General features: G+C 66.3%; 28 protein-coding genes and 1 tRNA gene. 13 read left to right on the forward strand and 16 right to left on the reverse strand.

What is annotated here, in order from left to right; all coding sequences use genetic code 11:
• Window positions 1-379: 379 nt before the first annotated feature.
• The 3 genes from ACIBZJ_RS17365 to ACIBZJ_RS17375 form a co-directional block, all read right to left on the reverse strand.
• Window positions 380-628, reverse strand: coding sequence for a hypothetical protein (locus ACIBZJ_RS17365; protein WP_395930548.1), 249 nt, complete (start codon window positions 626-628; stop codon window positions 380-382).
• 223 nt (window positions 629-851) lie between these two features.
• Window positions 852-1,163 (reverse strand): hypothetical protein, encoded by a 312-nt coding sequence (locus ACIBZJ_RS17370; protein ID WP_395930550.1) that lies wholly within the window; start codon window positions 1,161-1,163, stop codon window positions 852-854.
• Window positions 1,164-1,519: 356 nt separating this feature from the next.
• Window positions 1,520-2,245: an XRE family transcriptional regulator gene (locus ACIBZJ_RS17375; protein WP_395930552.1), complete on the reverse strand. Its 726-nt coding sequence runs from the start codon at window positions 2,243-2,245 to the stop codon at window positions 1,520-1,522.
• A 133-nt stretch (window positions 2,246-2,378) separates the two neighbouring features.
• Between ACIBZJ_RS17375 and ACIBZJ_RS17380 the strand changes: the two genes are divergently transcribed.
• Together ACIBZJ_RS17380 and ACIBZJ_RS17385 are read left to right on the forward strand one after the other, a co-directional pair.
• Window positions 2,379-2,831: a GntR family transcriptional regulator gene (locus ACIBZJ_RS17380; RefSeq protein ID WP_395930554.1), complete on the forward strand. Its 453-nt coding sequence runs from the start codon at window positions 2,379-2,381 to the stop codon at window positions 2,829-2,831.
• A 20-nt stretch (window positions 2,832-2,851) separates the two neighbouring features.
• Window positions 2,852-3,463, forward strand: a complete 612-nt coding sequence (locus ACIBZJ_RS17385) for an HD domain-containing protein (protein WP_395930556.1) — start codon at window positions 2,852-2,854, stop codon at window positions 3,461-3,463.
• A gap of 31 nt (window positions 3,464-3,494) precedes the next feature.
• Here ACIBZJ_RS17385 and ACIBZJ_RS17390 read toward each other — a convergent pair whose 3' ends face one another.
• The 5 genes from ACIBZJ_RS17390 to ACIBZJ_RS17410 form a co-directional block, all read right to left on the reverse strand.
• Window positions 3,495-4,406: a hypothetical protein gene (locus ACIBZJ_RS17390; RefSeq protein WP_395930558.1), complete on the reverse strand. Its 912-nt coding sequence runs from the start codon at window positions 4,404-4,406 to the stop codon at window positions 3,495-3,497.
• 130 nt (window positions 4,407-4,536) lie between these two features.
• A complete protein-coding gene (locus tag ACIBZJ_RS17395) occupies window positions 4,537-5,718 on the reverse strand; it encodes a hypothetical protein (protein WP_395930560.1) in 1,182 nt (393 codons plus the stop codon).
• 248 nt (window positions 5,719-5,966) lie between these two features.
• Window positions 5,967-6,470 (reverse strand): hypothetical protein, encoded by a 504-nt coding sequence (locus ACIBZJ_RS17400; protein WP_395930562.1) that lies wholly within the window; start codon window positions 6,468-6,470, stop codon window positions 5,967-5,969.
• Window positions 6,471-6,475: 5 nt separating this feature from the next.
• Window positions 6,476-6,952 (reverse strand): NUDIX hydrolase, encoded by a 477-nt coding sequence (locus ACIBZJ_RS17405; RefSeq protein WP_395930564.1) that lies wholly within the window; start codon window positions 6,950-6,952, stop codon window positions 6,476-6,478.
• 18 nt (window positions 6,953-6,970) lie between these two features.
• On the reverse strand, window positions 6,971-7,708 hold the full coding sequence (locus tag ACIBZJ_RS17410; RefSeq protein WP_395930566.1) for a helix-turn-helix domain-containing protein: 738 nt from the start codon (window positions 7,706-7,708) through the stop codon (window positions 6,971-6,973).
• Window positions 7,709-8,151: 443 nt separating this feature from the next.
• Between ACIBZJ_RS17410 and ACIBZJ_RS17415 the strand changes: the two genes are divergently transcribed.
• The 5 genes from ACIBZJ_RS17415 to ACIBZJ_RS17435 all read left to right on the forward strand — a co-directional run bounded on the left by ACIBZJ_RS17415 (window position 8,152) and on the right by ACIBZJ_RS17435 (window position 11,369).
• A complete protein-coding gene (locus ACIBZJ_RS17415; protein ID WP_395930568.1) occupies window positions 8,152-8,334 on the forward strand; it encodes a hypothetical protein in 183 nt (60 codons plus the stop codon).
• A 35-nt stretch (window positions 8,335-8,369) separates the two neighbouring features.
• Window positions 8,370-9,089, forward strand: a complete 720-nt coding sequence (locus tag ACIBZJ_RS17420) for a DUF2637 domain-containing protein (protein ID WP_395930570.1) — start codon at window positions 8,370-8,372, stop codon at window positions 9,087-9,089.
• Window positions 9,073-9,279, forward strand: a complete 207-nt coding sequence (locus tag ACIBZJ_RS17425; protein WP_395930572.1) for a hypothetical protein — start codon at window positions 9,073-9,075, stop codon at window positions 9,277-9,279. The genes ACIBZJ_RS17420 and ACIBZJ_RS17425 overlap by 17 nt, the downstream gene beginning before the upstream one ends.
• Window positions 9,276-11,057 (forward strand): cell division protein FtsK, encoded by a 1,782-nt coding sequence (locus tag ACIBZJ_RS17430; RefSeq protein WP_395930574.1) that lies wholly within the window; start codon window positions 9,276-9,278, stop codon window positions 11,055-11,057. Before ACIBZJ_RS17425 ends, ACIBZJ_RS17430 begins: the two co-directional genes overlap by 4 nt.
• 156 nt (window positions 11,058-11,213) lie before the next feature.
• The gene (locus ACIBZJ_RS17435; protein ID WP_395931246.1) at window positions 11,214-11,369 is read left to right on the forward strand and encodes a helix-turn-helix domain-containing protein; all 156 of its coding nucleotides are present in this window, start codon (window positions 11,214-11,216) and stop codon (window positions 11,367-11,369) included.
• A 4-nt stretch (window positions 11,370-11,373) separates the two neighbouring features.
• Here ACIBZJ_RS17435 and ACIBZJ_RS17440 read toward each other — a convergent pair whose 3' ends face one another.
• On the reverse strand, window positions 11,374-11,724 hold the full coding sequence (locus ACIBZJ_RS17440; protein WP_395930576.1) for a GntR family transcriptional regulator: 351 nt from the start codon (window positions 11,722-11,724) through the stop codon (window positions 11,374-11,376).
• Between the two features lie 121 nt (window positions 11,725-11,845).
• On the opposite strand from ACIBZJ_RS17440, the gene ACIBZJ_RS17445 reads away from it, so the two are divergent.
• Window positions 11,846-12,064: a hypothetical protein gene (locus tag ACIBZJ_RS17445; protein ID WP_395930577.1), complete on the forward strand. Its 219-nt coding sequence runs from the start codon at window positions 11,846-11,848 to the stop codon at window positions 12,062-12,064.
• Window positions 12,064-13,380, forward strand: coding sequence for a tyrosine-type recombinase/integrase (locus ACIBZJ_RS17450; RefSeq protein ID WP_395930579.1), 1,317 nt, complete (start codon window positions 12,064-12,066; stop codon window positions 13,378-13,380). The genes ACIBZJ_RS17445 and ACIBZJ_RS17450 overlap by 1 nt, the downstream gene beginning before the upstream one ends.
• 20 nt (window positions 13,381-13,400) lie before the next feature.
• Here ACIBZJ_RS17450 and ACIBZJ_RS17455 read toward each other — a convergent pair whose 3' ends face one another.
• From ACIBZJ_RS17455 to ACIBZJ_RS17465, 3 genes are all read right to left on the reverse strand, one after another.
• Window positions 13,401-14,690, reverse strand: a complete 1,290-nt coding sequence (locus tag ACIBZJ_RS17455) for a hypothetical protein (protein WP_395930581.1) — start codon at window positions 14,688-14,690, stop codon at window positions 13,401-13,403.
• 13 nt (window positions 14,691-14,703) lie between these two features.
• Complete coding sequence (locus tag ACIBZJ_RS17460) at window positions 14,704-15,981, reverse strand: HEPN domain-containing protein (RefSeq protein ID WP_395930583.1); 1,278 nt, start codon at window positions 15,979-15,981, stop codon at window positions 14,704-14,706.
• Window positions 15,982-16,192: 211 nt separating this feature from the next.
• Window positions 16,193-16,269, reverse strand: a tRNA-Thr gene (locus ACIBZJ_RS17465).
• 97 nt (window positions 16,270-16,366) lie between these two features.
• Between ACIBZJ_RS17465 and ACIBZJ_RS17470 the strand changes: the two genes are divergently transcribed.
• A complete protein-coding gene (locus ACIBZJ_RS17470) occupies window positions 16,367-16,576 on the forward strand; it encodes a DUF1737 domain-containing protein (RefSeq protein WP_395930585.1) in 210 nt (69 codons plus the stop codon).
• A 1,051-nt stretch (window positions 16,577-17,627) separates the two neighbouring features.
• On the opposite strand, the gene ACIBZJ_RS17475 is transcribed toward ACIBZJ_RS17470, so the two are convergent.
• Together ACIBZJ_RS17475 and ACIBZJ_RS17480 are read right to left on the reverse strand one after the other, a co-directional pair.
• Window positions 17,628-18,155, reverse strand: coding sequence for an NUDIX domain-containing protein (locus ACIBZJ_RS17475; RefSeq protein ID WP_395930587.1), 528 nt, complete (start codon window positions 18,153-18,155; stop codon window positions 17,628-17,630).
• Between the two features lie 9 nt (window positions 18,156-18,164).
• Window positions 18,165-19,007 carry a stage 0 sporulation family protein gene (locus ACIBZJ_RS17480; protein ID WP_395930589.1) on the reverse strand — a complete coding sequence of 281 codons (843 nt, stop codon included), beginning with the start codon at window positions 19,005-19,007 and terminating at the stop codon, window positions 18,165-18,167.
• A gap of 236 nt (window positions 19,008-19,243) precedes the next feature.
• Here ACIBZJ_RS17480 and ACIBZJ_RS17485 point away from each other — a divergent pair, with 236 nt between their 5' ends.
• A complete protein-coding gene (locus ACIBZJ_RS17485) occupies window positions 19,244-20,482 on the forward strand; it encodes an LPXTG cell wall anchor domain-containing protein (RefSeq protein ID WP_395930591.1) in 1,239 nt (412 codons plus the stop codon).
• Window positions 20,483-20,579: 97 nt separating this feature from the next.
• Here the strand turns inward: ACIBZJ_RS17485 and ACIBZJ_RS17490 are convergent, their stop codons facing one another.
• Window positions 20,580-21,782, reverse strand: a complete 1,203-nt coding sequence (locus ACIBZJ_RS17490; RefSeq protein WP_395930593.1) for a DNA polymerase III subunit delta' — start codon at window positions 21,780-21,782, stop codon at window positions 20,580-20,582.
• Window positions 21,779-23,998, reverse strand: a complete 2,220-nt coding sequence (tmk, locus tag ACIBZJ_RS17495; protein WP_395931248.1) for a dTMP kinase — start codon at window positions 23,996-23,998, stop codon at window positions 21,779-21,781. The genes ACIBZJ_RS17490 and tmk overlap by 4 nt, the downstream gene beginning before the upstream one ends.
• Before the next feature lie 355 nt (window positions 23,999-24,353).
• On the opposite strand from tmk, the gene ACIBZJ_RS17500 reads away from it, so the two are divergent.
• Together ACIBZJ_RS17500 and ACIBZJ_RS17505 are read left to right on the forward strand one after the other, a co-directional pair.
• On the forward strand, window positions 24,354-25,226 hold the full coding sequence (locus ACIBZJ_RS17500; protein WP_395930595.1) for a polysulfide reductase: 873 nt from the start codon (window positions 24,354-24,356) through the stop codon (window positions 25,224-25,226).
• A gap of 37 nt (window positions 25,227-25,263) precedes the next feature.
• Window positions 25,264-26,064 (forward strand): hypothetical protein, encoded by an 801-nt coding sequence (locus tag ACIBZJ_RS17505; protein WP_395930597.1) that lies wholly within the window; start codon window positions 25,264-25,266, stop codon window positions 26,062-26,064.
• Window positions 26,065-26,079 lie beyond the last annotated feature (15 nt).

A 26,079-nucleotide genomic window follows, 5' to 3' on the forward strand; every position in this document is an offset into this window, starting at 1 on the left:
CAGCTGCCAATCTCCAGAAAAGCTCCGTCGTTGCTCCGCAAGCGAGAGCGACTGCTCGTCTGCCATCGGCTCCGCGGCGCAAACTCCTGTGGGTGGTCCACCGTCGGTCCGCTACTGGCCGCAGCAGGCTCGGCGCAACCCGGGACGACGAAACGCCCCTCGCGAGGGGCGTTTGTGCTGGCCAAGAGGGAGCCGCCTCCGGGAATCGAACCCGGGACCTACGCATTACGAGTCAGTGGGCTTGAGGTCCGCTGACATCCGTCGTTGCAGGTCAGGCCAGCTTCCAGATGTCGGCTTACCTCCGCGTACGTCAGCGTACTGCAACTGGCCCTGCAACTGGCCCATCGTGCTTTGACCCCATCACGGTCGGTAGACCTCGTCACGGGGAGTGAGCGGCGCCGGCAACCTCGCCTCGCTGAGCGAGATCAAGGACCCATTCCGCCCAGCGGTGCTGCCTGCACGGCCAGGATGGCGTCACGATGAGGTGTGTGGCGCTCGCGCAGACCGGCCGGTCAGGGTCGATGCCGGTTGGGCAATGCAGGTCGACGATTCCGCGCGCGGTTTCGACGTCGTCCGGCACGAGTTCGCGATGCCAACGGGGTGGAATCGGGAAGCTGTCGTCGTTCATCGCTCAGTCGTCCGTACGGCTGTCGAGTGGGCATCGGTCAGGCTGTGAATTCCGTGCATCATCGGGTCTCCAAGACGAGTGGGCTCGCCGGACGCGGGGTGAGCCGGGACGGGACCAGCGCTGCCGGGATTGGCTGGTCCCGTCCCGACGTGTCACCCGGCGACGCCGAGTCGGCATCAGGCGTCGTCGGGGTTCTGCGGCAGCCGGTTGAGCGGACGTGCGGTCAGCGAGCTGACATGTCGCTTTCGATGGCAGTCAAGAGCGCGGTGAACGTCTGGCCGGCCGCAGTGGTTGATCGGCATGCCGCTTCCAGGAGCGCCCATGCCAGCTCGTCGCCTCCGGCGCTCTCGACCCAGTGCGCGGCGGCATCGACAACGGCGATGCGCTGTAGGACGGTCAGACGCGGTTCGTGGCACTCCAGGACGGCGACGGCGGAGAGGCGCTGCGCCGTGGTGACCTTCTGCGGCACAGCGGTGCACCCAGACGCGGAGCGCTGCACCGGGACGATCGCCGAGGATGTTGTGTCGACGTCCATCAGGGGCGCTGCCCGTCGTCCTCGGTGAGCGTTGCTTCTATGGCTCGCCGCTCACCGCATGGATAGGGCACTCCGCAGGCACGACAGGTCGGCTCTTCGATCGTGGGATGCCTGCTATGGCGCCCCAGAATGCCGGCGAGTACGCCGTCACTCGCGTGGTTGGCCTCGACGTCGTCTGCCATCCGAGGTCGGACTGTCGGCTCGTCAACGTCGATCCTGATGGGTGGCCGGTTCATCGCTGGCACCTCCCGGAGTCCGTCAGTCGCGATGCGACTTGAGTGGAACCCGGGGCATTAGTACGGCTGAACCTCGTTCCGGGACGTTCTAGGGACGTCCCAAGCGTCCCGACGGGCGTGCTACGACACGGGGTCGGCAGCGACCCACACGCGTTCGAAGCTCTCCAGGTACGTAGCTGTCAGAGACTCTGGTTCGGCTGAGCGCAGGTGGAGTACCGGCGCGCGCGAAGCACCAACGCCGTACACGTGAGCGTTCACCAGTACCTCGTCGTCAGCCCGGTACAGCGAGTTGTAGAGAACGGTCGCGTGCCGGCGGATCTCGACGCGCGGCGCGTCAAGCAGGGGCCGGCAGAGCACCAACGCGCTACGGATCTTCGCGCCCAACGCGTCGTCGATACCTTCCTCCGCGCCGCGGGACCGCACGTACGGGCTCTCCGGATCGCCGAACGCCATGCGCACCCGAACTCCTCCGCGCGCACGCGAGGCAATCAGACGCATCATTTCGACGTCTTCCACCAGGAACAAGCCGCTGTATACCAAAACGTCGATGCGGTCCTGGGCGCCACCGAACAACGCGCGCCAGACCGCCGACGGGACGGATCCTCGATGCGGGTAGACCGCCACCGTCTCCTGCGAAGCTCCGCCATTCAGGTGTTCCAGGTGCGGCCACAGGTCGCTTTCGTGGCGGCCGACCATGTCGGCCAACCCCCAACGGTGGCGCGCGTGCGGGATGCGGCCGGCCACCCACCGCTGAACGGTCTTCGGGTCGACGCCGAGCCTGGTTGCTACGTCGACGTCTCGGAGACGCGCGTCGGCGAGCGCGCGCCGCAGCGTGTCGTTCACCATTCCTCCACCGAGCGTGAGGGGATGCGCACACGCTAACAGAAGACGTCCCTAGACGTCCCTCCCCGCGGTGGAAAGGTCCGCGAACGTGCCAGACACTCGGACAACACCGGACAGGCAACGAGAGGGCGGACGCGTGGGACAGCCAACGGCGTGGCGCGCGTACGTCCACATTGCCGACGCGCTCCGTCAGCGACTATTGGACGGAACGCTGTCCGCCGGCGCCTTGCTTCCATCGGAGTCGGCGTTGAGTGCGGAGTTCGGCGTCGTGCGCAACACGGTCCGCCGTGCGCTAGGCGCGCTGGAGTCCGAGGGGCTGATCGAGACGTTGCCCGGACGAGGACGCGTCGTGAAGGTCCCAGGGGACGACGCATCGCCTCGCTTGGCGTATCGACGCATCGCCGCGGACCTACGGGGCGCGATCGAGCGAGGCGACCATGCATCCGGCGGTCAACTGCCGTCCGAATCATCGCTGATGACGACCTACGGCGTCTCCCGCGGCACTGCCCGCCAAGCCCTCGCCGAACTGGCTACCGCCGGCCTGGTCGAGTCGATCCAAGGCAGAGGCTGGTTCGTCCGGACCCGGTGAATGCACCTACGCTTGCACATGTGAGACATGTGCAGGTCGGGTGGGCGCGAGCGCTCGCGGAATCGCTACTAGCGGAGCCGCTTCCTCGCCGGTGGGCTCACTCTCAGGGTGTGGGCGCACAGGCCGAGACGCTCCGCCCGATCCTCGGAACCGACGGGGATCTTCTGGTGAGCGCCGCGTGGCTGCATGACATAGGCTACGCGCCGCCGCTCGTCGCGACCGACTTCCATCCGCTCGACGGTGCCCGCTACCTGCGCGACGTCGAACACGCCGACGAGATGCTCTGCCGCCTCGTCGCCCACCACACATGCGCACACATCGAGGCTGAGGAACGAGGACTTTCCGCGGAACTCGATGAGTTCGACGCGCCACCGAGCGCACTTGCCGACGCGCTGATCTACTGCGATATGACGACCGGTCCCTCCGGCGAGCGGATGGATGTGACCAATCGCCTTGCCGAAATCGATCGCCGCTACGGCGCGGACCATCTTGTGAGCCGGTCCATCCGCCGTGCGACGCCCGTCCTGGTAGAGGCCGTTCAGGTTACGACCAAGCTGATAGCCGGGGAACCCGGCAACCGCATTGACCCGCTGCGACCTCAGGGCACTCCCGGATTGGGTGGCCTGACATGAGGTCGAGGTATCTAGCCGAATCGTAGCCCTATCAATCACTCTCACCCAGACGAATTTGATCTTCGACGAGCTTCTGCGATATTGAAGTTATCTCCGCTTTGTGCAGAAGACTCAGCGCCGCACGACGCTCCTTCTCGTCGGATAGATGAAGTTCAAGCTCTTGGCCGGCCTGAATAATTTCAGTTTGACCCCTGAGACTCCCTCTATTAAGCACCCTGTTTATCTCTGCTATGACGCGGACTCGAAGCTTTGCTAGCTCCTTTGCCTCCCAGTACTTAGATACACCATGGGTTGCGCTAGAGAGAGCGTCACGACCATCGAACCGTAGGGTGTTTGGTAACTGCGCCTGCCCGACAACGCCTATTGCGTAAATCATTATCCGCTCGGTCAATTGCGCCGAGCAATATTCTTTCTCAGAATCGACTTGATCTGGAAATGCAGTGGGATCGAAAGGAACGAGATATAGAGGCCTTGCGTCCCCATCGTCTCCTTCTGTGATAAAAATCTTTCCGACTGCACTCTCGATGTACTCATTGGTCGACGGTTGAATTAGGGTAAGAGTTCCCCACAGACCATCTCCGTCAATCTCAAGTCCCAATGTTCCTGATTCAGCCGACGCAATACTTGCGGCGTGCACAATTTCGGTCAGCTCATAAAGTGTGCGCCGATGATCCGCAGCGTCCTCGCTCGGAAGCACATAAATCACCGTGGCATGAGATGCGCCAAGGGCACTGTCCGGTTGCCCACAGGTCGCTAATAGCTTGATGCACTGCTTGGTCGCGGAGCTCTCAGCGCTAAAACCCTGTGCTTTGCATTCCAGAACTAGATGCGTCTTAGATTGCGCGTGATTGAAGAGCACATCGGGTTCCGGTGGATCGGGCGAGTAGCCCATGTCTCGTAGCTTCTTTTTCAAGTCTTCGGCTATTGCTATCCGTCGACCCACTGCTCGGAGACTAAATCCTGCTTGCAAAAGAGGTGATCTGGTTCGATCCAAGCCAACTCGCGGCGGTCGGCGGACCATCCATAGGCACGAATTTAACTGGAAAACAGGATCTCTCGTGAGCATGAATTCTTTAGCCAACGTTGACCGCGTCCGTCCTGGGGATCAAAGAGGCGTAATTGACGTCGCCAATGAAAGCCTCTACACGTGGATCCAAGAAGCGTTGCACGTTTGAGACAAGCCGATTTACCGAGTTCCCACACGTACCTCTCGGTAGCACTGCAACGATGCGCTCTGGTGTTAGTTCCATCAGCATCGGTTGCCAAAGATGCTGGTCAATCGCGTTGGCGTGTACTTTTCGAGGACTGAGCCATGTGTGAAATCCCGAAATCCTAAAGCGGTTTCGGGGGTTATTGAATAGACTAAGTACCCACCGTCTAAAGGTGGCCTCGCTTAGCGGTCGGTTGAAAACCAACTCAGCGACAGCACCGTCCATGCCGCCCTCACCATCTTCGCCAACCCAAAGTCGGTCTTCCACTGCACTCGTCAGTTGGCTATACATATCAACCACATATAGCAGCGTCGACCTGTGATTTAGGAAAGACTCACTACGATTCGTAACCTTACCGTCGTAGTAAAGGTCATGGCCTCCCCGCCCGTTAGCGGGTATACGAAGATGCGTAATGGATCCAAGTGGATCGTAAGTCTCTTGTAGCGGCCTCATGCGCTTGTCGATTTCCTCCAAGCGGTCCACCATCGTGAACCTGGAAGCGCGCCGCTCGTCTTCGAACGGGTTCGGGTCATCGACATTGTCATCTAGATCGAAGACAGACTCGTGCTCGAAGGTAAGACGACCGTACCGGCGACCGCTATTTGACTCTTTAACGTGATCCCAAAGCGCGTAAAAGCTGTCCGAAGATAGCCAGAGATGGTCGAGAAGTGGATTCGTCGAAACCGCTTTTCGCACTATTCGGTCCGAGTTTTGCGACGGCAGGAGCGTATAAAAAGACAGGAAGCGACCAGATATCCGCTCGATGAGCGCAACACCCGCTCCCGATTTATCAATGACCCTAAAGAGTTGACCGTCCGATCCAATGGATTCACTAGCCAGCTCACTACGCCTCAAAACGGACTGAAAATCACTCGCGCCATGCGCGGTATCGACTGTCTCCAGCAGATAGCTCTTAAGCAGACCGCTTGCGAGGCGTTGCTCTTTACTTCTCTCGGGCACATCCTTGGAGACTCCGTCAAAGAAGTCAAAGTATTCGGAGGCACTAGCAAGAACGGGGATGTTAGCGGTTCGCGGCACTACCACGACATCCTCCCCCTCAGTCGACCAGCGACGGTAAACTGGATAATAGCGCACACCACTGACAGAAGTAAAGATTTTCCCTCAAAGGGCTACTTTCGATTTCGTGTTTTACATCCTCTTAGATATGTCAAAGCCGGCCGCTGAAGCCGATCACTCGCCGATACAGCAAGCACCTCGACGCGGAGGTCAGTTGACACTTCACAATAGTTGCCCGAACTCCTTCGACTTCACGTGGATATTTTAGGAATCGATCATCCTATCTTTCTCTCGCGATTCTTATCGTTGCCGGGGCTTATACGTTCGGAGTTTCGCAGAAGAAATCCTTGTTCGTCGCGGGTCCAGAACCACCCCGCACTGTCCAAGAACTCGATTTGTATGGGCTCCGGCGAGTAGTACGAACTCAGCCAATCTAGAGGCGCCGCATGTGTAATCGTCTGCCCAGGTGGTACGAGGCCGATGAATTGGGACTCAGCCTGTTCGCCGGGCCGCGCGGGCAAGGGAAGCGCAGTCTCGTAGATCGGCATGTCACTCGCGTTGTGGACGAAGAACAGAAGCTCCGGCGAACCATCACGCGCGTGTCTGACCGCCACCCATGCACTCACTCTCGCTGCTTGCGCTCGGCGTGCTTCCTCTGCGTGATCTTCCTCGCGTCGATGCTCACGCCGGAACAGGAGGAAGCCGACGCCGAACGCGCCGACCGTCCCGAGCGCAGCGAACACATCCGCGCCGGCCTGGATCCAGTCGGTTACCTCCATAGGCCCTAGCCGAGGTACGGCGTCGGGCGTTGTTCGAGGAAGTGGCTAATGCGCAGCCGCATCGACCGGTCCATCGTCAACGAGTCGACGTCACCGGGCTTGACCCAGTGCACCTCACGGGACTCGCTGCTCGTCGTCGGCTCTCCACCGAGATACCGGGCCGTGAACACGGCCGAGAACTCCTGCCGTGCCTCGCCGTTGCTGGTGTAGAGGATGACGTGCTTCGGGTCGGTGTAGATCCCGACAAGCCCCGTGATCTCGCAGTCGATCCCGGTCTCCTCGCGCGTCTCGCGTACGCCGCAGTCGGGCAGAGACTCCCCCGGGTCCATCGCACCGCCCGGGACGGCCCAGTTGCCGTTGTCGGTGCGGAGGATCATCAGGATCTCGCCGGCGTCGTTGGTGACCACGACGTTCGCGGAGGGAACGAGGCTGTTCGCGGCCGGCGCTTCCGGGTCGTCGTAGTAGTCAATCCGTGCGCCCACGCGCACCGCCTTTCGCTGCTAGTCGACGCGCCGGGCGTCTGCCCAGACACGCTCGAAGCTCTCCAGGTACGTGGTGACCATGCTGCCGCCTGCGACCTTGCGCAGGTGAAGGACGGGCGCGTTCGCCGCGGGCGACCCGTAGATATGGGTGTTGACGTACAGGTCGTCGTCGGCCCGGTAGATCGAGTTGTAGAGCGTGGTGTCGTGCAACCCGATCTCGACGTTGTCCCTGCCGCGCAACGGTTTGTAGAGCGCGAGCGCGTTGCGGATGCGCGCGGACATGGACTCATCGATGCCCTCGTCAACGCCTCGCTGAGCCACGTGTGAGCTATCCGGGTCGCCCAGCAGGATGCGGACCCGGACGCCGGCTTCGGCCTTGGCGGCGAACAGGCGAATCATTCCGGTGTCGTCGGCGAGGAACAGGCCGCTGTAGACGAAGACGCTGATCTCCCGTTCTGCCGCGCCGAACAGGACGCCCCAGGTGTCCCGGGGCACGGCCCAGCGGTGGGGGTAGACGGTGACGATCTCGCTCTCCGAGGCGTCTGCTGCCTGCTCGGTCGTCATTCCGTCGGGCCAGAGGTAGCGCTCGTCGAGCTTGAGCATGGCTGCCACCGCGTACCGGTAGCGCCGGTAGGGGATCCGGCCCTGGGTGACCCAGCGCTCGACCGTTTTCGGATCTACGCCGGTCTTGGCAGCAATGTCTTCGGGCGTCAGTCCGTGCTGTAACAGGGCTGCCCGTAGCCGCTCGTTCGCCATCGCTCCCGGAACTCGTCCCTAGACGTCGCTGGACTCGATCACGCTAGCGAGACGTCTTGCACACGTCTAGTCACGTGGTGAAGTCGTCCCCCACTTTTGGCGGATTCTCGTTCACGTCCAGCCGAGAGAAGCGGACGCGATCAACCCAGCGAATAGGCGCAGAAATTACGCACTGTTCCTGCTAGATCGATTTCTTGCACATGCCTATACATGTGCATTTTCTCTCGACAGCTCACTCCGAAAGGAAGCCGCCGTGAACGCACCCGACCTCGCACTTTCGACCCGCCCTCTGTGCATCTGCGGACGCCATGCCGAACCGCAACGCGACCTGTGCCGCAAATGTCTCGGCCGTACCCGCTGGCTTCGTCGCCGTACCGGCCGCAAGAACCGCCGGCACGGCTCCGACGACGTCTGACCCAACCGACTCGCAAAGGAGGTACCTGTTGATCCTGACTCTCTCCGCCGTCCTCATCCTCGGCGCCGTCGTCTACTTCCTCATCCAGTACGCCGGCCTGCGCGTCTGGCACGCGATCCTCTGCGTCCTGTTCGGCTTCTACCTGGCGACGTCGGCCGCCGCGCCGTTCGTCCGCCAAATCGTCGCCGCCGTCCTGGGCTTCCTGTCCTGAACGGCACCCCACGGGACTGGTGGGTGATGGGCGGCATGGTCGTCTCGGCTGCGTCCGCCGCGGTGGCGAGCTTCTCCGGACTCCGTGGCTTGGCCGACGCGTCCGGATGGGCACCTGAGTTGGCCTGGCTACTTCCGGTCACGGTCGACGCCTACGCCACCACATCCGCCCGCGTCTGGCTCGCCGCCTCCACCATCTCGCCGGCCGCGCGGCGGTTCGCCCGGACCAACGCGCTGGGCGCGATCACGGTCAGCATCGCCGGCAACGCCGTTTATCACGCAGCCGAAACCGGGCTCCTCACGATCACGTGGCCGATCGTCGTCGCGGTCGGCGCAATACCGGCCGCCGTCCTCGGCCTCACAGCGCACCTACACGCGCTCCGATCCCGACCCGCACCGACGACCGACGAGCCACCGGCCGACCCCAGCACGGATCCACCCGCGCTTCCGGTACCCGCCGATCCCGGGTGGCCGACCCGGCACGTACCCGGGCCGGAACGGTCCGACGCCGACCTGTTCGCCGCCGCCCGCCTGGCCGATACCCGGTACCGCACCGAGCACAACGACCGGCCGATCACCAGAGATGCACTCCGCGCTGCCCTGCACGTCAGCGCCCGACGCGCTACCGAGCTCCGCCGGCGACTCACGGCCGAACCCGCTGTACCCGACGCCGTACCGGCCGGACCCGACCCGGTACCGGCCCTCCCTGCCCCCGAACGGAAGGAGACCCACAACGCCCATGACCAGCACTCCTGAGCAGTACCGCGCCGCACTCACCCTCCTCCGCACCTGCTACGCCAACCTCATCGCCGCCGCCCGCGCCACCCTCGCCGCGCACGCCGACGGTGAAGCCGACCCGCTGTACTACCTGCGCGACGAACTCACCGAGCACCCGACTCTGCCGCCGCACCCGGACACGGTCGGTGGGTCCGGGGAACAGCGATGAGGCGCCGGGACTACCGCCGCGCTCGTCGGCAACTCCGCCGCCGGTACGGCACCCGAACCGCCCCGGTCGTCCTCATCGACGACGCGTACCCCGGCGCCGGACTCGCCGCCGTCGCGCGACTGGCTTTCCGGTACCGATCCGAACTCGCGCCGTTCCTGCTCGCCGCCGTGACCGGGCTCGCCGGACTGTTCCTCCACGCCCGACATCCGGGAGCGTGGCCGTGGCTAATCGGGGCCACGCTCCTCGGCACGGCCGGAATCGTCCTACTCGGCCGACGCTGGCTGCCGCGCGCCATCGAACGCGCCTACGCCGTCGTCGTCGAACTCGGTCTCGGCACGTGGCTCACGCTGGCGACCGTCTACGGACCCGGTACCGGTCCGCTGCCGAAGATCCTCGGCATCGGTACGTTCGCTGGCGGTATCCCATGGTGGTGGCACCGCCGCCGCCGCGCCCGCGTCCAAGTCGAGCGAACGCTCGAAGCCTGGCCCGAGATGACCGAACAGGTTGGCCTCGCCGGCTCCCGGGTGATGTCCGCGATGGTCGACGCCTGGGGCTGGCGCGCCCGCATCGCTCTCCGCAAGGGCCAAACCATCACCGACGCACTCAACCGGCTACCTGCGCTCGAATCCGGGCTCGGCACCCGACCCGGGGCGCTCCGCATCGAGGCTGATCCGCACCGCGCTGACCACGTCCTGATTCGCGTCCTCAACCGTGACCCACACGCCGAACCATTGCCCTGGCCCGGCAACGCCGCCCGTAGCATCGCCGACCCGGTCACGCTCGGCGTATACGAAGACGCCGGCCCTACTCGCGTCTCGCTACTGCGCCTGCACGGGCTCATCGGTGGCGTTGCCGGGTCCGGCAAGAGCGGCGTACTCAACGTCGTGCTCGCCGTCCTCACCGGATGCACGGACGTCGTCCTCTGGGGCATCGACCTCAAGAACGGCATGGAGCTACAACCGTGGGCATCCTGCCTCGACCGGCTCGCCACCACACCGCACGACGCCGCCGAACTGCTCGCCGACGCCGTCCGCGTCCTCGACGCACGCGCCGCGGAACTCGCTCAACACGGCGCCCGCATCTGGGAACCCACCTCGCAACGGCCGGCTCTGGTGATCGTCATCGATGAATACGCCGAACTCGACGACGAAGCACTCCGCTACGCCGACTCCCTCGCCCGACGCGGACGCGCCCCCGCCGTGACCCTGCTCGCCGCCACCCAACGACCCACCCAAGACGCCATGGGCAACGGCGCCGTCCGGTCCCAAATGGACGTCCGCCTCTGCCTCCGCGTCCGCGAACGCCGAGACGTCGATCTCGTGCTCGGCCAAGGCATGCTCGCCGCTGGCTGGACCGCCCACACCCTCGACGCCCCCGGCAAATTCCTGCTCTCCGCCCCCGGCCTCGACATCCCGCACCGAGCGCGGGCCTATCTCGTCAACGACGACACCGTGAACCGCACCGCCGCCCGGCACGCACCCCACCGGCCCCTCCTCGACGCGCTCTCGGCGCAGGCGCTTCGCAGCCACACCAACGGCGCTCAACGACCCGCAGAGGTCATCGACGCCGAGATCGTGGGCGACACACCGACCGACCCGACACAAGCGCTCTGGAGCGCCCTACTCGCCGCCCCTGCGGCCGGGCTCTCCTTGCCGGAACTGCTGGGCGTGACCGGGCTCGGCCGCTCATGGGTCTACGCCCGACTCCACGAACACGCCAACGCCGGCCGCGCCTACCAAGTCACCCGCGGTCGCTGGCGCGCCCACATCCCCCGGTAACCGTCCGCCACCACGTGGACGTCCACGCCCTCGCGCGCGCCTGCGCGCGTAGGGACACGCACACGCCGTGGACGTCCACGTGGACGAACACCCACCGTCACCGATCGGAAGGAGGCACCTACGACGCCCAAAACCCGCGAACAACTGCTCTACACGATCCCCGAAGCCGCCGCCGCACTCCGCGTCAGCCGCACCACGATCTACGAACTCCTCGACGCACGAGCCCTCGAATCCGTGCACATCGGCCGCGCCCGACGCATCCCCACCGAAGCGCTTCTCGCCTACGTCGACTCGCTCCGGACGAACGCGTGAACGACTACCCGCGCAACTCGTCGACCTGGGCTTGCAAATCGTCCACCCGCGATTCCAACGCCCTCATCCGCGCCAACAGTTGGGCCACCTCGCTCGGCGAGTCCGCCGCACGCGCCGACGCCTCATCACGGACGAACGTCCCTCGCCCCGGGTCGGTGCGCACCAACCCCTCGTCTTGCAGCTCCCGCAACGCGCTCTTGACCGTCATCGGCGCAATGCCGTGCCGCTCGGCGAGTTGCCGAATCGACGGCACGCGCTCCCCCGCCGACAGCCGGCCGTCCGCGATATCGCGCCGAAGCTCCTCGGCCAGACGCCGATACGGCGCATGGCTGCTCTCGCTCTCCTCGGCTCCCACGAACGCAGACCTTACCGAGCACGGAGAGGCCGAGCTAGCCCAGTTGACACAGTCGAGGAATTCTGGGCACTCTGATCTAGCTGGGCTAGCCCACCTAGTCCGAACGAAAGGAGGGCTCGAAATGACTGCCACGATCCCGTGTCCCGTCGGCGACGCCTGCGAGGCCTGCGGTACGGACGCATACCTCGTCGCCTGCGAGGCGGACACCTCACTCGGCGTGCTGTGCGCAACCGTCTGCGAGCACTGCCACCTACCGTCGATCGGACTCGGCCACGCGATGGGCCGGATCCTCGCTCACTGCGAGCACATGGGCACTCGGCCAGAAGGCTGGGACGAGTGATGGCCGGCCGCCAGCCCAGCCGTCACCCGAAGATCTACCGCGGAGCCGACGGCATGTACCACGCGTACGTCACCGTCGGCGAGAAGGACGACGGCTCACCCGATCGCCGACACCGGATGGGCAAAACCCGCACCGAAGTCGCCGAGAAGGTCAGCGACCTGGAAACGAAGATCAGCCGCGGGCAGTCCCCGGAGCGCGGACGGATCCCCACCGTCGAACAGTGGATGACGACCTACTTAGATACGATCGCAGTGCAGAAACTCGCACCGCGCACGTACGACGACTACTGGTCCAAGACGCGAAACTGGATTATCCCCGGCCTCGGCAAGCATCGCCTTGACCGGCTGAAGCCGGATCACCTCGACAAGCTGTACGCCGCGATGCAGGCAGCCGAGAAGGCGCCGAGCCACATCCTCAAGGTTCACCGGATCCTGTCGCGAGCGCTCGCTGTCGCCCTACGCCGAGAGCACGTCAGCCGGAACGTGGCGACGATGGTGGACCCACCGTCAGCGTCGGAAGTCGAGATCACGCCCCTCACGGAGGGGGAAGCGCGCCACATACTCACGACCGCGCAGAAACGTCCAAGTAGCGCCCGTTGGTCATTAGGCCTCGCGCTCGGCCTCCGCCAGGGGGAGGCTCTCGGACTCCGCTGGGAGTACGTCGACCTCAAGGCGTGCCGAGTCCGCGTCTGGTGGCAGCTCCAGCGGACGACATGGCGCCACGGATGCGACGATCCGCACGCATGTGGGTGGCGCACAGACACCAAGGGCCGGACGCGACACAGGACGACGCCGTGCCCGAAAGACTGCGCCCAGCACACCCGGAAGTGCCCGCCGCCCTGCAAAAAGGACTGCAAGAAGCATGCGACCGCGTGTCCCAAGCGCGTCGGTGGCGGACTGGTGTTTCGCGAGCCCAAGGGTAAGAGCAAGCGAACCGTCGCCATCGCGCCGGAACTCGCTTCACTGCTCAAGACCTATCGCGCGGCCCAGCATCGCGAGCGCCTCACCGCCGGATTGGTCTGGGAAGACCACGATCTCGTCTTCTGCCGTCCGGATGGCCGGCCGATCGACCCGCGCGACGACTGGGACGACTGGAAGTCGCTGCTCGCCGAGGCAAGGATCCGAGACGCCCGCGTCCACGACGGACGCCACACCGCCGCAACAATTCTGCTCGAGCACGGCGTCGATGTCCGGGTGGTAATGGAAATTCTCGGGCACTCCGACCTTCGGGTAACCACCCGATACACCCACGTAGCCAGCCCCCTAGCAGAAGAGGCAGCCCGCCGTATGGGCCAAGCTCTCTGGGGAACCAAATGAGCCAAATTCTCAGCATTGCTCTAATCAGTAACTTCGCCTTCATCCCGATCAACCTGCGCACGCATCGCGGTAACTCGGTCATGCATTTCCGTCACCAGTAGTTCGAGACGATCACTTGCAGCCGCCAATGCAACTACATCTGGCGGTTCCACACCGTGGACCAGCGAATTTCTGAACCGACGAAGATAGTCAAACAGCGGGAATTGCTCCTTCGATAGGAGTTCGAGGCGTCGCACGGCGTTAGCCAGAGGCATCGGCCTGGGTACGTTAAGAAATTCGCCCGCAGCGCGCACCAAATTCTCAAGTCGGGCCCAGTTCGCCATGAACCTCCCTATGTCACGATGAATGTCAGCATCGCGCGCACTTTCGTCCAAGAATGCTCTGCTGGAACGAATTCTCTCGTAACGCAAGTAGCGCTCTGGATCTTCTTCTATCAGGGAATCAATAACCTGCTCGGCGAGTGGTCTTTGTTCAAGATTCCCATGCAACGACTCTAGATATTTCGACAAGGCGGCGGGCGTCGCAATCCCAAGGTCCGATATAAGCTCAAAAAGCAGGTCAATTCTGCCCATTCCAGCGTCGGTTACGGTGTCGCCATACTTCGGCGCCATCCGTCCCAACAAGTAAGACGCTAGGTCATAATGATTCGCGAATCCTCGGCCAGTATCGGCAACCCTAATCTCACCAGCCCGTTGAAGTCGCTCAAGCGCAATCTCACCTGATAGCACTAGACCATTAAGCTGATCGAGTATGGCATGCTCGTCCTCGGACAACTCTCCAGCGAGCGGTTTATAGGCGAGATCATGCTCGACTTCAGACCACGCGTGCATAAGCACTGAGGCGACTTGAATCTCAACGCGTGCGACCGAGTATCGTTTATCGGACTCACCTAGATCCTCGTCGCGCAGCCTGACACGATAGTGCGTCGCGCCATACCCAGTAAATCTCTTTCCGGGCCTGCTGGGCGCTTCCCCTGGGAATTCCTTGCATTCAAGTACGTTGAAGCCAAGCCTGATCACCCGATCTACCTCAGCTCGCTCAGCGGGAAAGTAGAGCGCAACTCGGACCCCTGCTAGATCAACTATATCCTCATAGATATGGTCGGCACTCGGGTACGCACCCTTATCGGCGGCGCGCTTTGCGCACTTATCTCGCAGCCTCACGATTGACTTTGCCCTATAAGTAACGATGCAGCGAATCCCTGCGGACTGAAGCGTGGTCTCTAGCGACTGAGCAGCCATCTGCGCTACGCGACGGTAGAAATCGAATTCCTTGGCATAGCGAGCAATAAAGGTCTCGATCGCTTCCATTCAATACCCCCAGTCACGTCTGTCGCGGGATAGTTGCGGCGAGTTCGCTTCTTAGCCAGCCGTAGACGCCAGATTTTTCAATTTTCTCGAAGACCACCTCCGGCGCGCCCGAATCTCTGAGCATGCAAATCACGAAGAGGAAGTATGCCGACTCTCCCAGATAGTAGAGATTCCCTTCTTGTTCGTAGAGCCTCCGCCCGTTGTGATGCGCAATATCGTTCCTCGCGCTCCTAATTCTCTTGCACCAGGCGTCGACGTCGCCAACCAGACGAACAAACGGATCTCCAGCAAGATTCGCCAGAGCCAGAAGTCGCTTAACATAAGTGAACTGACCAGGCCCCGCAGATCGATCCTTATGGAAGCCCTCAAGCGCCATGAATCGATTCCCAGCCCGGTCTTCCGAAAAGGCCGACGGTAGATACCTCATCGCCATTACGCGACCGAGCGCGCTACGGTGCTTCTGCGCCGTCTCAAGCCAACGCTGAACGCCGGGCATACCACCCAGGTCGTCGATGGTGAAGAGCATCCTGCGTCGAGAGGTCCTACTATCCTCGCAACTTCGAGCTATCCATTGAACGAATACCTCGCCAGAAATGGGAATCGGATCATCGTCCACGAGCTGAAACAATTCGGGGTGCCTGAACGAGACCTGGCGAAACCCAGCGGTCGAGTCGGTAGCGATGCTTACCAAGTCTTGAAGGTCGCTTGCAATCTCGACGGCGTCTTTAAAAGGGGTCAATTGATCGAATACCAGGGAAAATACAAAATCTTGAGTTACTCGTACCTCGGCCCGATGGTCGCCAGTCTGCGACCACGTCTGGCCTAACTCTAGTCGGCCCCAAGCGGTATCTATCCGCTCGGATGGGAGAGATTCGACTGTAAACGCTGGACTATGCCCTGCCGATCGATCCTGTATTCCGGAACGATTGGCCCAATAGACGAGGCCGTCCAGCCTAACCGACAGATGACCAACGGCGAACTGCCCGGTCGAGGTAAGCTCTGCACCCTTGATGATCTTCCCTACCCGGAGGACTTCCCTACCGCCATGGCTTCCCATCAACCATCTGGTTTGGAAAGAGTCTTCAAGCGTGTACGGACCACTTTCTGCATGTCCAAATATTCGACGGTAGTTTCCGGACTCCGATGATCTCGACGCGGGCGGAAAACTGTCAAAGCTCCCGATTAGAGACAGGCGACCGCCCGTCTTCTCGTCAAAAGTCAGTGTGCCCGAAACACGGCGGCTCGGATTCTCCGCTGTCCAGAACTCGCCTTCGACATCCAACCGTTCCACCTGATGGATCCACCCCCACCATTCGCGCACAGCGACGTCCGCTCATCAGTGGACGGACGTGATGGAAGATTACACTGGGTGATCAGAGTCTTGTGAACAGCCGACAGTCCGGTTACGTCTAGCCCTATTGGGTTTGGCTGAGCTGCAACTGGCCGTGCAACTGATCGCGCCCCGCAGCTAGGAGCTACGGGGCCTAGATGCTGGTCAGAGCTGGAGCCGCCTCCGGGAATCGAACCCGGGACCTACGCATTACGAGTGCGTCGCTCTGGCCGACTGAGCTAAGGCGGCAACGTGCGAGCCAAGTGTAGCGGGTCCCTCGCCACTGACCGAATCGGTGCACCACCCCGTACGGTTGGGGGCATCCCTCATCACCGGAGGTCAGTGCATGGACCACAGTACGGAACGCCTCCGCTACCTTCTGTTGACTAGCCCGGACGGTGACGATTTGGCCGAACGGGTGAGCGAGGCGCTCGACGAGGGGTACGAGCTGTACGGCTCGCCGGCGATCACGTTCGCGAGTGACCGCGTGCTGGTGGCCCAGGCGGTGGTCCTTCCGGCATACGCGGCGGGCCGCTATCGTCGTCCGGACGCCTGAGCCACCCGCCACTCCACTGGGGGCTGCGAAGGGTCGAGGAAGGGGCGCCGGTGCCACGGAGGTCGGCCTGGTTGGCGGTGGCCAGCCTGGTCCTGGGTAGTGCCTCGGGCGCAACCGTGTCGGCCCCGGCAGCATGTGCGTGCGAGTGCCTTCCGATCAGTCCGGTGGAGGCCCAGCGCGAGGCCGGTGCGGTGTTCGTGGGTACGGCGCTTCGGATGGTCGGTACCCCTGATCCAGACTCTCCGGAGCCGGTGACCTACGAGTTCTCCGTGGACAGCGTGGTGAAGGGGACTCTGGTCGCCGGGCCGCGGTTCCGCGTCCAGACGAACGCGAGCTCCGACGCGTGTGGGGTCAGCTTTGTGATCGGCCGGCGCTATGTGGTGTACGCGATCGACTCCGATGGGGTCGCGTTCGTGAGCGAGTGCGGCGGTACGCGGCAGCTCGCGGTCGGGGATCCCGGCCCCCGCGAGCCCGCCGGGCCCCTCGCGCCTGCCGGGGTTCCCGCATCCGGCGGGACCACGGAGTCCACCGCGAACGCCCCGACTACCAAGAACACCACGGCCGCCGAGAAGACCAAGGCCGTCGAGCAAACCCGGGCCGCCGTGAATGCCGGGACCGCCGAGGCCCCGGGCGGCTCGGGCTCCACGGCGAAGCAACCCGCCACGAACTCGCCGCAGAAAGCCCCGAGGAAGTCCCCCGCAGAGCCGGCCTCATTACGGTTCTCGGGATCGCTCAGACGCGCCACCGCACTTCCGTCGGCTGCCTCACCAGCCGGCTTTTCCTGCCGAGGCCATCTAGGAGGCCCGCCACATGCCGATCGAGGGCGTCATCGCCGCCGTGGGGATCATCGTCGTGCTACTCGTCGCGATCGTCCTGGTCTCCCGAGCTCGCCGGCACCGCGACTGACGATCCCGCGACCGGCCCCCCGTTCTGACGAGGACGCGAGGCCTCCCTCCGGCACCACGTACGGCGGAGCGGAACGTCCCGGCCGCCCCCACTACCTCACGGTTGCGAGCCCCCAAAACCCAGCCATGCAGGCGTAATAAAACCCCTAAGACCGCAACCGAAACAGGCCGTAAGCCGCGATCGAGTGCGCATCCCTCAACTCGCCCTCGCGGATCATCCGCTCGACCTCAGCCACCGACACCCATCTCTGCCGCATGTCCTGCTCCGACGCCTCCCGTGCCACCTCCCCCGCCACCAGATCCGTGGCCAGGTACACGTCGAAGTACTGACTCATCACGCCCGGCGCGGCCTGCAGGAACCCCAACGAGGTCCAGGTCGAGGCGCGGAACCCCGTCTCCTCGGCCAGCTCCGCCTGCGCCAGCTCGAGCCCGGTCCCTCCGGCCGAGCCGGGCGGCCAGCCGCCCTGCGGGAACTCCCAGCAGCGCTCCTGCACCGGATACCGGTACTGCTCGACCAGGTGGAACCCGCCGTTGTCGAACGGGACGACGAGGGCGAAGTCGCGTTTGTCGATCACTCCGTAGATGCCGGTCGAGCCGTCGGGCCACCGGACGGTGTCCTCGCGAACGCTCAGCCACGGGTTCGCGTAGGCGACCCGGGTATCAACTTGCTCCATGGACAGGAATCATCCCCCGACCGGTCCGTCCGACACGGCCGAGGACTCGTACTCCTGACGCGAACCGCAGACGCTGGCGCGGCTGCAGACGCAGCGGGAGCCGTCGGCGTCGAGGCGCACGGTCACCGAATCGGTCGGCACCGACCGGCCCACCACGCGCCCCGGACCCGAATCGGTGGAAACCCGCGAACCCACCGCCGGGGCGGACTTGTCGAACTCCTGGTAGAGCGGGTGCTCGTACTTCAGGCAGCACATCAGCCGGCCGCAGGCACCGGAGATGCGCATCGGGTTGAGCGGCAGGTCCTGGTCCTTGGCCATCCGGATCGTGACCGGCTCGAAGTCGGTCAGGAACGTCGAACAGCACAGGTCACGGCCGCACGGACCGATGCCACCCTGCGCCTTCGCGGCATCGCGCGCGTTGAGTTGCCGTAACTCGACCCGGGCGGCCAGCGTGGCGCCCAGATCCCGGACGAGTGCGCGGAAGTCCACGCGGTGCGGCGCGGTGAAGTAGATCGTGGTGCGGTTGACGTCGAGCGCGTGGTCGACGGCGACCACTTTCATCGGGAGCCGGTGGTCGCGGATCAACCGCCGTGCGGCGACCTTGCCCTGCGCTTTCTTGCGCCTCAGCACGCGATCGCGCTCCAGATCGGAATCCGTGGCCGGCCCTGCGAGCACCGGGAAGCCGTCGGTCTCCTCGGAGACCCACTGCGGCGCCCAGACGCACTCGGCGACTTCGACGCCGTCGTCGGTCGGCACCAGGACCCGGTCGCCCACCGCCGGGGAGAACTCCCCGGGATCGCAGTAATAGAGCTTTCCGTGCCGGGTGAAGCTCACCGCACACAGCATGCCCATCCGCTTACGGTACGTCCCGCCACCCCACAGGTGGGGCCTTTCGGACAGCAAAGACGGGACAGTACACCGCTTATCGTCGCCGGACCGTCACGGCGCGCCGCGGTGCTTCGTTGATTTGCCCGTACTGTCCCCTCCGGAGAACAGGGTTTTTTATGCACCAGTGGTCTCGCAGAGCGGCACGAATGGCTCTCACGGCCGTCTGGGCGGTCAGCGTCGGCTCCATCGGACTAAGCGGTATGAAGACTCCCGAACTCGCGCCTGTTGCCCACGTCTCCGACCGACCCGATTCGTCGACCGCTCGCGCGTCCGCGAGCGTGCTGCGTCTGGCCACTTCGGACGCCGGTCCGCACGACACCGTGCTCGCCGGCCTCCGGTTGGGCCGCTCGGACGCGCGCTTGACCGCGGGCCGGGTGTCGTCGTCCGCGGCGCAGGCCGTCGGACCTCCCGGTCTGCCGCCGGCGACCGCCGACCGGTCCGAGGAGGAGCCCGGTTCCGTCACGCGCACCAGCTCGGGTTTCGAACTTCCTTTCTTGACGCTCGGCAGCGCGCGGTTGACGGCGACCGCGCATCCGGGGACGTCGAGTTCAGCGCTGGCCCGCCCGGGCGAGCTGGTGCTGAACCTGGAGGACGACACGCCGCTGATGCACGTGTGGCGCGGGAGCCAGTCGTTCTCGCAGACGCAACGGGTCGCGGTACCCGGGCAGACGTCGCTGGGGCTGCGTGCGACGGCGCGCGCCGAGCTGACCGCGGTGACGCTGTTCCGGGGGTCGCCGAGCGAGCTGACGATCCGGTTCCTGTCGGCGCCGTCGCTGGTGGCGGTGGCGGCGGGCACCTCGCGGACGTCCGTGCGGTACGCGGCTCCGGCGGTGGCCGTGACCGCGGCGCACGGGCGTAGTTACCGGCTGGACGCGGCCGGCGAGAAGGTGGAGATCCCGCTGAACGGTCCCGGGTGCTGCGCGGACACGGAGACGGGTGGCGTGGTGCGGATCAGCATCGGTGGGGTCCGGGAACGGGTCGGGCACACCAGCGTGGACGCCACCGCGGCGGCGGTGCGGCTGCAGGTGCTGGGGGCGTCGGGCGGGTTGCTGGACACGACGTTCGGTGACCTGGACGTGTCGGCGCGGGTGCCGATGGGGGGAATTGGCTGCGAGTGCGCACCCTCGCGCGTCGTCGCACCCTCGCGCGTCGTCGCGTCCGGGCGAGCGGCGCCCGCCCCGGCCGGCCGGCCGAACGGCGACCGCGACCGCCCAGCCACGACGGAGGAGGACGGGAGCGCGCCGGACGCGGGCTCGGTGGCGCCCAGTTCCGAGGTGGCCTCGCCACCGGCCCAGGTGAGCCCGACGCCGTCGGAGGCGCCCAGCGCGGGTCCCGCGCTGCCGACGACGGGGACGAACCTGGCCCTACTCGCCGCGGTGGGCCTGGCCCTGCTCGGCGCGGGCTGGATCGTCGTGCGCTTCGCGCGCCGCCGAGCCTGAGCCGACAGCCGCTCCTGAGCCGACAGCCGCTCCTGAGCCGACAGCCGCTCTTGGGCCAACAGCCGTCGTCGCGGCCCCACCCGCGGCGGCGGCTGTTTCAGCCCTGTAAGAGCGTGACCATCATCGCTTCGACCGCGATGCGCGGCTTGACGTTCTCCTCCAGCGCCGTCCGGCAGCTCAGTACCGCCTCGATCCGGCGGAGGATCGACTCCGGCTCCCAGCGGGCCGCCGCCGCCCGGACGGTGTCTTCGATGTCGACGTGCACCAGCGGCACCGCCGCGCCCAGGCGCACCATCAGGACGTCCCGGTAGAACGCGGCCAGGTCGACGAGCGCGCGGTCGAGGGCGTCGCGCTGGGCCCGGGTCGCTCGGGACTTCTGTTTGCGCTCGAGCTCCTTGATCTGGCCGGCCGTGCCCCTGGTCGCCGCGGTGGCTCCCTTGCCGGTGCCGCCCGCGCCGAGCGCGCGTTCCAGCGCGGCCTTCTCGGTGGCCGCCTGGCCCTCGGTAGCGGCCGCGGCCTCCGCTTCGGACGCCGCGATCAGCGCTTCGGCGGCGTCGTAGCAGGCCGCGATGTTGCTGAGGGAGCGCGGCACCGCCAGCACGGCACGGCGCCGGGCCTGGGCGTCCGGATCGCGGGCCAGCCGGCGGGCTCGGCCGACGTGGCCCTGAGCGACGGCGGCGGCCCAGCGGGCGGTGGTCTCGTCGGCGCCGTCGCGGCGGACCAGGACGTCGGCGACCGCGACGGCGGAGGGCGTCCGGAGCGGGACCACCCGGCAGCGGGACCGGATCGTCACCGAGACGTCGTCGGGGTGCGCGGACGGTGCGCAGAGCAGGAAGACCGTGCGGTCGGTCGGCTCCTCGACGGCTTTGAGCAGGGCGTTCGAGGCCTGCTCGGTGAGGCGGTCGGCGTCCTCGACGAGGACGATCTGCCAGCGCCCGCCGGTCGGGGAACTCGCGGCGCGCAGCACCAGCGCGCGCATGTCGTTGACACCGATCGAGAGGCCCTCGGGCACGACGACCCGGACGTCGGAGTGGGTGCCGCCGAGGGTCGTGTGGCACTCGACGCACTCGCCGCAGCCGCCGCGGGGGCACTGCAGTGCGGCCGCGAACGCGCGGGCGGCGACCGAGCGGCCGGATCCGGGTGGGCCGGTGAAGAGCCAGGCGTGGGTCATCTCGCCGGGCGCAACCGGCTCACCGGCGACGATGCGGCCGGCTGCGGCGGCGGCGCGGGCCAGTACCGCGACTGCCTCGTCCTGCCCGACGACGTCCGCGAACACCGCGGGTGTCAGAGCCACAGTCATTTCGCCTCCGTGGGCGCGTCCAGCTCAGCCGACTCGTTCTCCGCCACCGCGGGCGGTTCCGGCCCGGCCGGAACCGTGGCCGGTACGTCCGCGTGGACTTTCAGCATCGGGGCCACCCGTACCTTGATGCGGTCGGCCAGCATCCCGGCCGAGGCCGCCGCGTCCAGCACCAGGTATCGCTTCGGCTCGGCCGCCGCGCGGTCCAGGAACGCTCGGCGCACCCGCTTGTGGAACGCCAGCGACTCGGCCTCCAGCCGGTCGGCCGCTCCTCGGCTCTCCACCCGGGAGAGCCCGATCGACGGGTCCACGTCCAGCAGGATGACCAGGTCGGGAACCAGCGAAGCCGTTGCCCAGCGCGAGAGCCACTCGATGTCTTCGACCGCGAGTTCTCGCCCCGCGCCCTGGTAGGCCAGCGACGAATCCACGTACCGGTCGCACACCACCACGGCCCCGCGCGCCAGCGCCGGCCGGATCACGGTCGCCACGTGGTGCGCCCGGTCGGCGGCGTACAGCAGAGCCTCCGACCGCGGCGACGGCGCGTCGTCCGAGTGGTCGAGGATCAACGACCGAATCTGCCGGCCCAGCGTGGTGGCACCGGGCTCCCGGGTGCGCACCACCTCGAAACCCCGTGCCCCGAGCCACTCCGCGAGCGCGATGGCCTGGGTCGACTTCCCTCCGCCCTCGCCCCCTTCCAGCACCAGGAACAGCCCGTCACCGGACCGGTCTCCCGGCACCGGCAGCGAGCGCCCGCGCAGCGTCGCCCATAGGTCGCGGAACAGCGGAACACCAGGTTTGTCATCCATCGCCCGAAATGAGAACACACTCGCGACGATCGCCAGCAGACCGCTCAGCAGCAGCAGGCCCCGGGCGGACGACAGGTCGAGGGCGAACGCGCCGAGGTGCACTTTCCGCCCACCCCAGAGCCCCACCAGTAGCGACGACACCGCGATCGACAGCAGCAGCACGACCCGCACTGTCGACTGCACGAACGCGAACACCCGCCCACGCATACCGTCGGGCACCTCGGCCCCGAGCAACGTCGTACCGGCGAGGTAGGCCATGCCGGCCCCGGCGCCGGCCAGCGCCGTCAACGGCAGCGCCATCACCAGGTGCACCGACAGCGGCAGCAGCGCGACCGCCACCCCCGACAACCCGATGCTCGCGCAGAACCACCGCCGACGCGACAGCCCACGCACCAGCGTGGGACCCAGTCCCATCCCCGCACCCAGGCCGACGAACAGCGCGCCGAACAGCAGATAGAACGTGGCGTCTCCGCCGCCGAGGCCGCGCGCGAAGAACTGCCCGACGCCGACGACGACCCCGCCGGCCGCGAACGCGCCGAGGATGCCGAGCACCAGACCGCGGACCAGCGGCGTCCGCCCGGCGTACTTCCAGCCGTCGAGCAGCGCGTTCGGCAGGCTCGGCTCCGGAACTCCGGCCGGCCCCGCGCGGCGCAACCGGCCCTCGCCGGTGCTGATCTCGCGGATGAAGAAGACGACGACCGCGGCGACCAGGAACGTCAGCGCGTTCAAGTAGAGCGCCGCGTCGTTCGGATTCAGGAGCACCTGCGCCGGGTCGTCACCGGCCAAGGACAGCAGCAGCCGGTTCAGCCCGGCCCCGATCAGCACCGCCAGCAGCGGCGTCACGCCGTAGGTCGCGATCAGGCTGAGCTGGTTCGCGGCCTCGAGCTGGTCACGCGGCACCAGGTTCGGCACCGACGCTTCCTTCGCCGGATTCCAGAACATCCCGACGACCTCGATCGCGAACGTCGCCACGAGAGCCCAGACGACCGCTACCGGCGCCGATCCGACGACTGCGACCAGCGGAATCGAGGCGAACAGCACAAAACGCACGAGGTCGCAGACGACCATCGTGAGACGCCGGTCGAACCGGTCGACGAAGGCACCGGCCAGCGGGCCGAGCACGATCGTGGGGAGCAGCCTCGCGACCACGACCCCGCCGAACGCGAGCCCCTTGGCCGTGGAGCCGGTCACCTGGCCGGCCGCGAAGAGGCTGGTCGCCAGGAGGCCGAGCCAGTCACCCAGGCTCGAGAGGCCGAACGTCAGCCACAGCCGGCGGAAGGGCCGGTTACGCAGGACCGCCCGGACCTGCGACGCATCGGTCGCGAGGGGCCCGGGATCGGGAGGGCCTGGTGGCCCCGGTGCCGCGCTGATGGCTACATCTCCTGGATACGGGGGTCGAGGTCCGAATCGTATCCGGGCGGAGGCAGCTCAGCGGGCTACGTCCAGGCACTGCCCGGAACCGCGGGGCGGCAGGTCAACCGAAAGCGCGACATTCGAAATCCTCCACAGGTTGCGTCGAGACGTGGACGCCCGCCCCGGCGTCCACGTTCCATTCTGCAACCGACTCGGGGGCACGTGTCGGCTGAGGCTCGTGGGTCTGCGGTGACCGGCTGACTATTCGCGCCGGACGGTCACGAGTTCTCCACCGGTCGGCCGATAAGAGCCCTGAACCAGGTCGCTGACGTGCGGTAATGCTGTGAATTGCTCCGATTTAGGGGCGCCCATCCGATGGGTTCCCCACAGGTGCGAGGCACGCGATGGAGGGCTCATGACCGGATCAGCGCCGGCCACTCCGCATTTCTACGTCCATCGCCCGATCAGGGTCGCACCGGCCCGCCAGGCTCCGGACATCCCGGCCTACCTGTTCTTCGGTGGCCTCGCGGGTGCGTCCGCGGGGCTCGGGGCACTGGCCGGGCTCACCGGCGAGCGCCGGCTCGCCACGGCTGCCCGTTACGCGGCCGCCGGGTGCGCGGGGGTGGCGGTGGCGGCCCTGGTCCGCGATCACCGCCGGCCCGAGCGGTTCCTCAGCGGGCTCCGCGCGCAGGATCCCAGCTTCCCGTTGAGCCTGGGGACGTGGTTGACGGTGCCGTTCGCGGGATTGTCGATCGTCACGGCGGGCGCCGAGGCCGCGGGCTGGACGATGACCGCCACGATCACCGGCGCGGCCGCGGGCGTGCTCGGGCCGGCCGTCTGCACGTACACGGCCGTGGCGCTGGTCGACACCGAGGTGCCCGCCTGGCACGAGGCCTACCGCGAGCTGCCGTTCCTGTTCGCCGGCAGCGGCATCAGCGGCGCGGCCGGGATCGGCCTCTTCGCCACGGTGACCGGCGATCCGGCTCCGGCACGCCGGCTGGCGCTCGCCGGAGCGGCGATGGAGCTCGCCGCGACGGCCCGGCTGCGGGCCGCGCCCGGACCACTCGGCGCCGCGTTCCGGAGTGGCCGGGCCAACCGCCTGCTCACCGGCGCGGCGGCTCTGACCGCGGCCGGGGCCGGTCTCGCGATGCTCGGCCGGGATCGTTTCGGCCGGCCCGGCCGCTGGGCCGCGCTCTGCGGGGGTGTCGCGCTGCTCGCGTCCGGCGCGCTGAGCCGGCTGGGCGTCTACTACGCCGGCCAGCAGTCCGCCGAGAGCGCCGGGCGGTAAACTGGCATAAGGTACATAACACGCGGGGGGCGCGCGCATGGCCAACAACCCGATGGCCGCACACCACAATCCGGGCCTGGTCCGCCCGCACCCGCCGCTGCCCGGAACCGGAAGCCCGCTCATGGACCTGCTGGCCGAGCCGCACGAGGAGCCGCCGGTCCCGTCGGAGCCGGGGAACCGCGACCCGATCGCGATGGCACTCGCCGGTGTCGCCGCGCTGTTCGCCACGGTCGCGCTCGGCGTCGCGGTGCTGACCTGGCTGTCCGTAGCCGACCTCCAGACGATCGTGGCCGCCTCCGACACCAACCCCACGGTCGATTCTCCGGCGTCGGCCGCACCGGAGGAGGCCGCCACTCCTCAGGCCGTCGCTCCGCAGGCCGAGGAGCCGCTCGACCGGGTGGCCACCGTTCCCACGTTCTCGCAGGCCTACGGCTCCCAGACGCTCCGCCTCGCGCTCCCGCCCTGCCAGACGACGCTCACCCGCTACGTCGACCTGGACGAACCCCGGGTGGACGCCGACCCGTCCCGCGCCGACCTCTACTACAAAGCCCGCACCGGCTGCTGGGGCACACCGCAGCTGTACCTGATCAACGGCATCACCGCCTCGGTCGTCAACCGGCCGAACGTCCGGCCGGCGCAGTGCGCGACCAGCATCAAGAACGCACCGGCCGACAACCCGATCTCGCTGGACGGCACCAAGGTGATCTGCGTGATGACCTCGGCCGACAAGTCGATCGGCGAAGACATCCCGCAGAAGATGGTCGTGCTGGTCGTCTCGGCCCCCACCGCGACCGGCCAGACCACGATCCGCGCCAGCGCCTGGAACATGACGACGTGACGCACGGCATGCTTG

Source organism: Cryptosporangium sp. NPDC051539 (genome assembly GCF_044454545.1).
In the GTDB taxonomy this organism is placed as follows: Bacteria; Actinomycetota; Actinomycetes; order Mycobacteriales; family Cryptosporangiaceae; genus Cryptosporangium.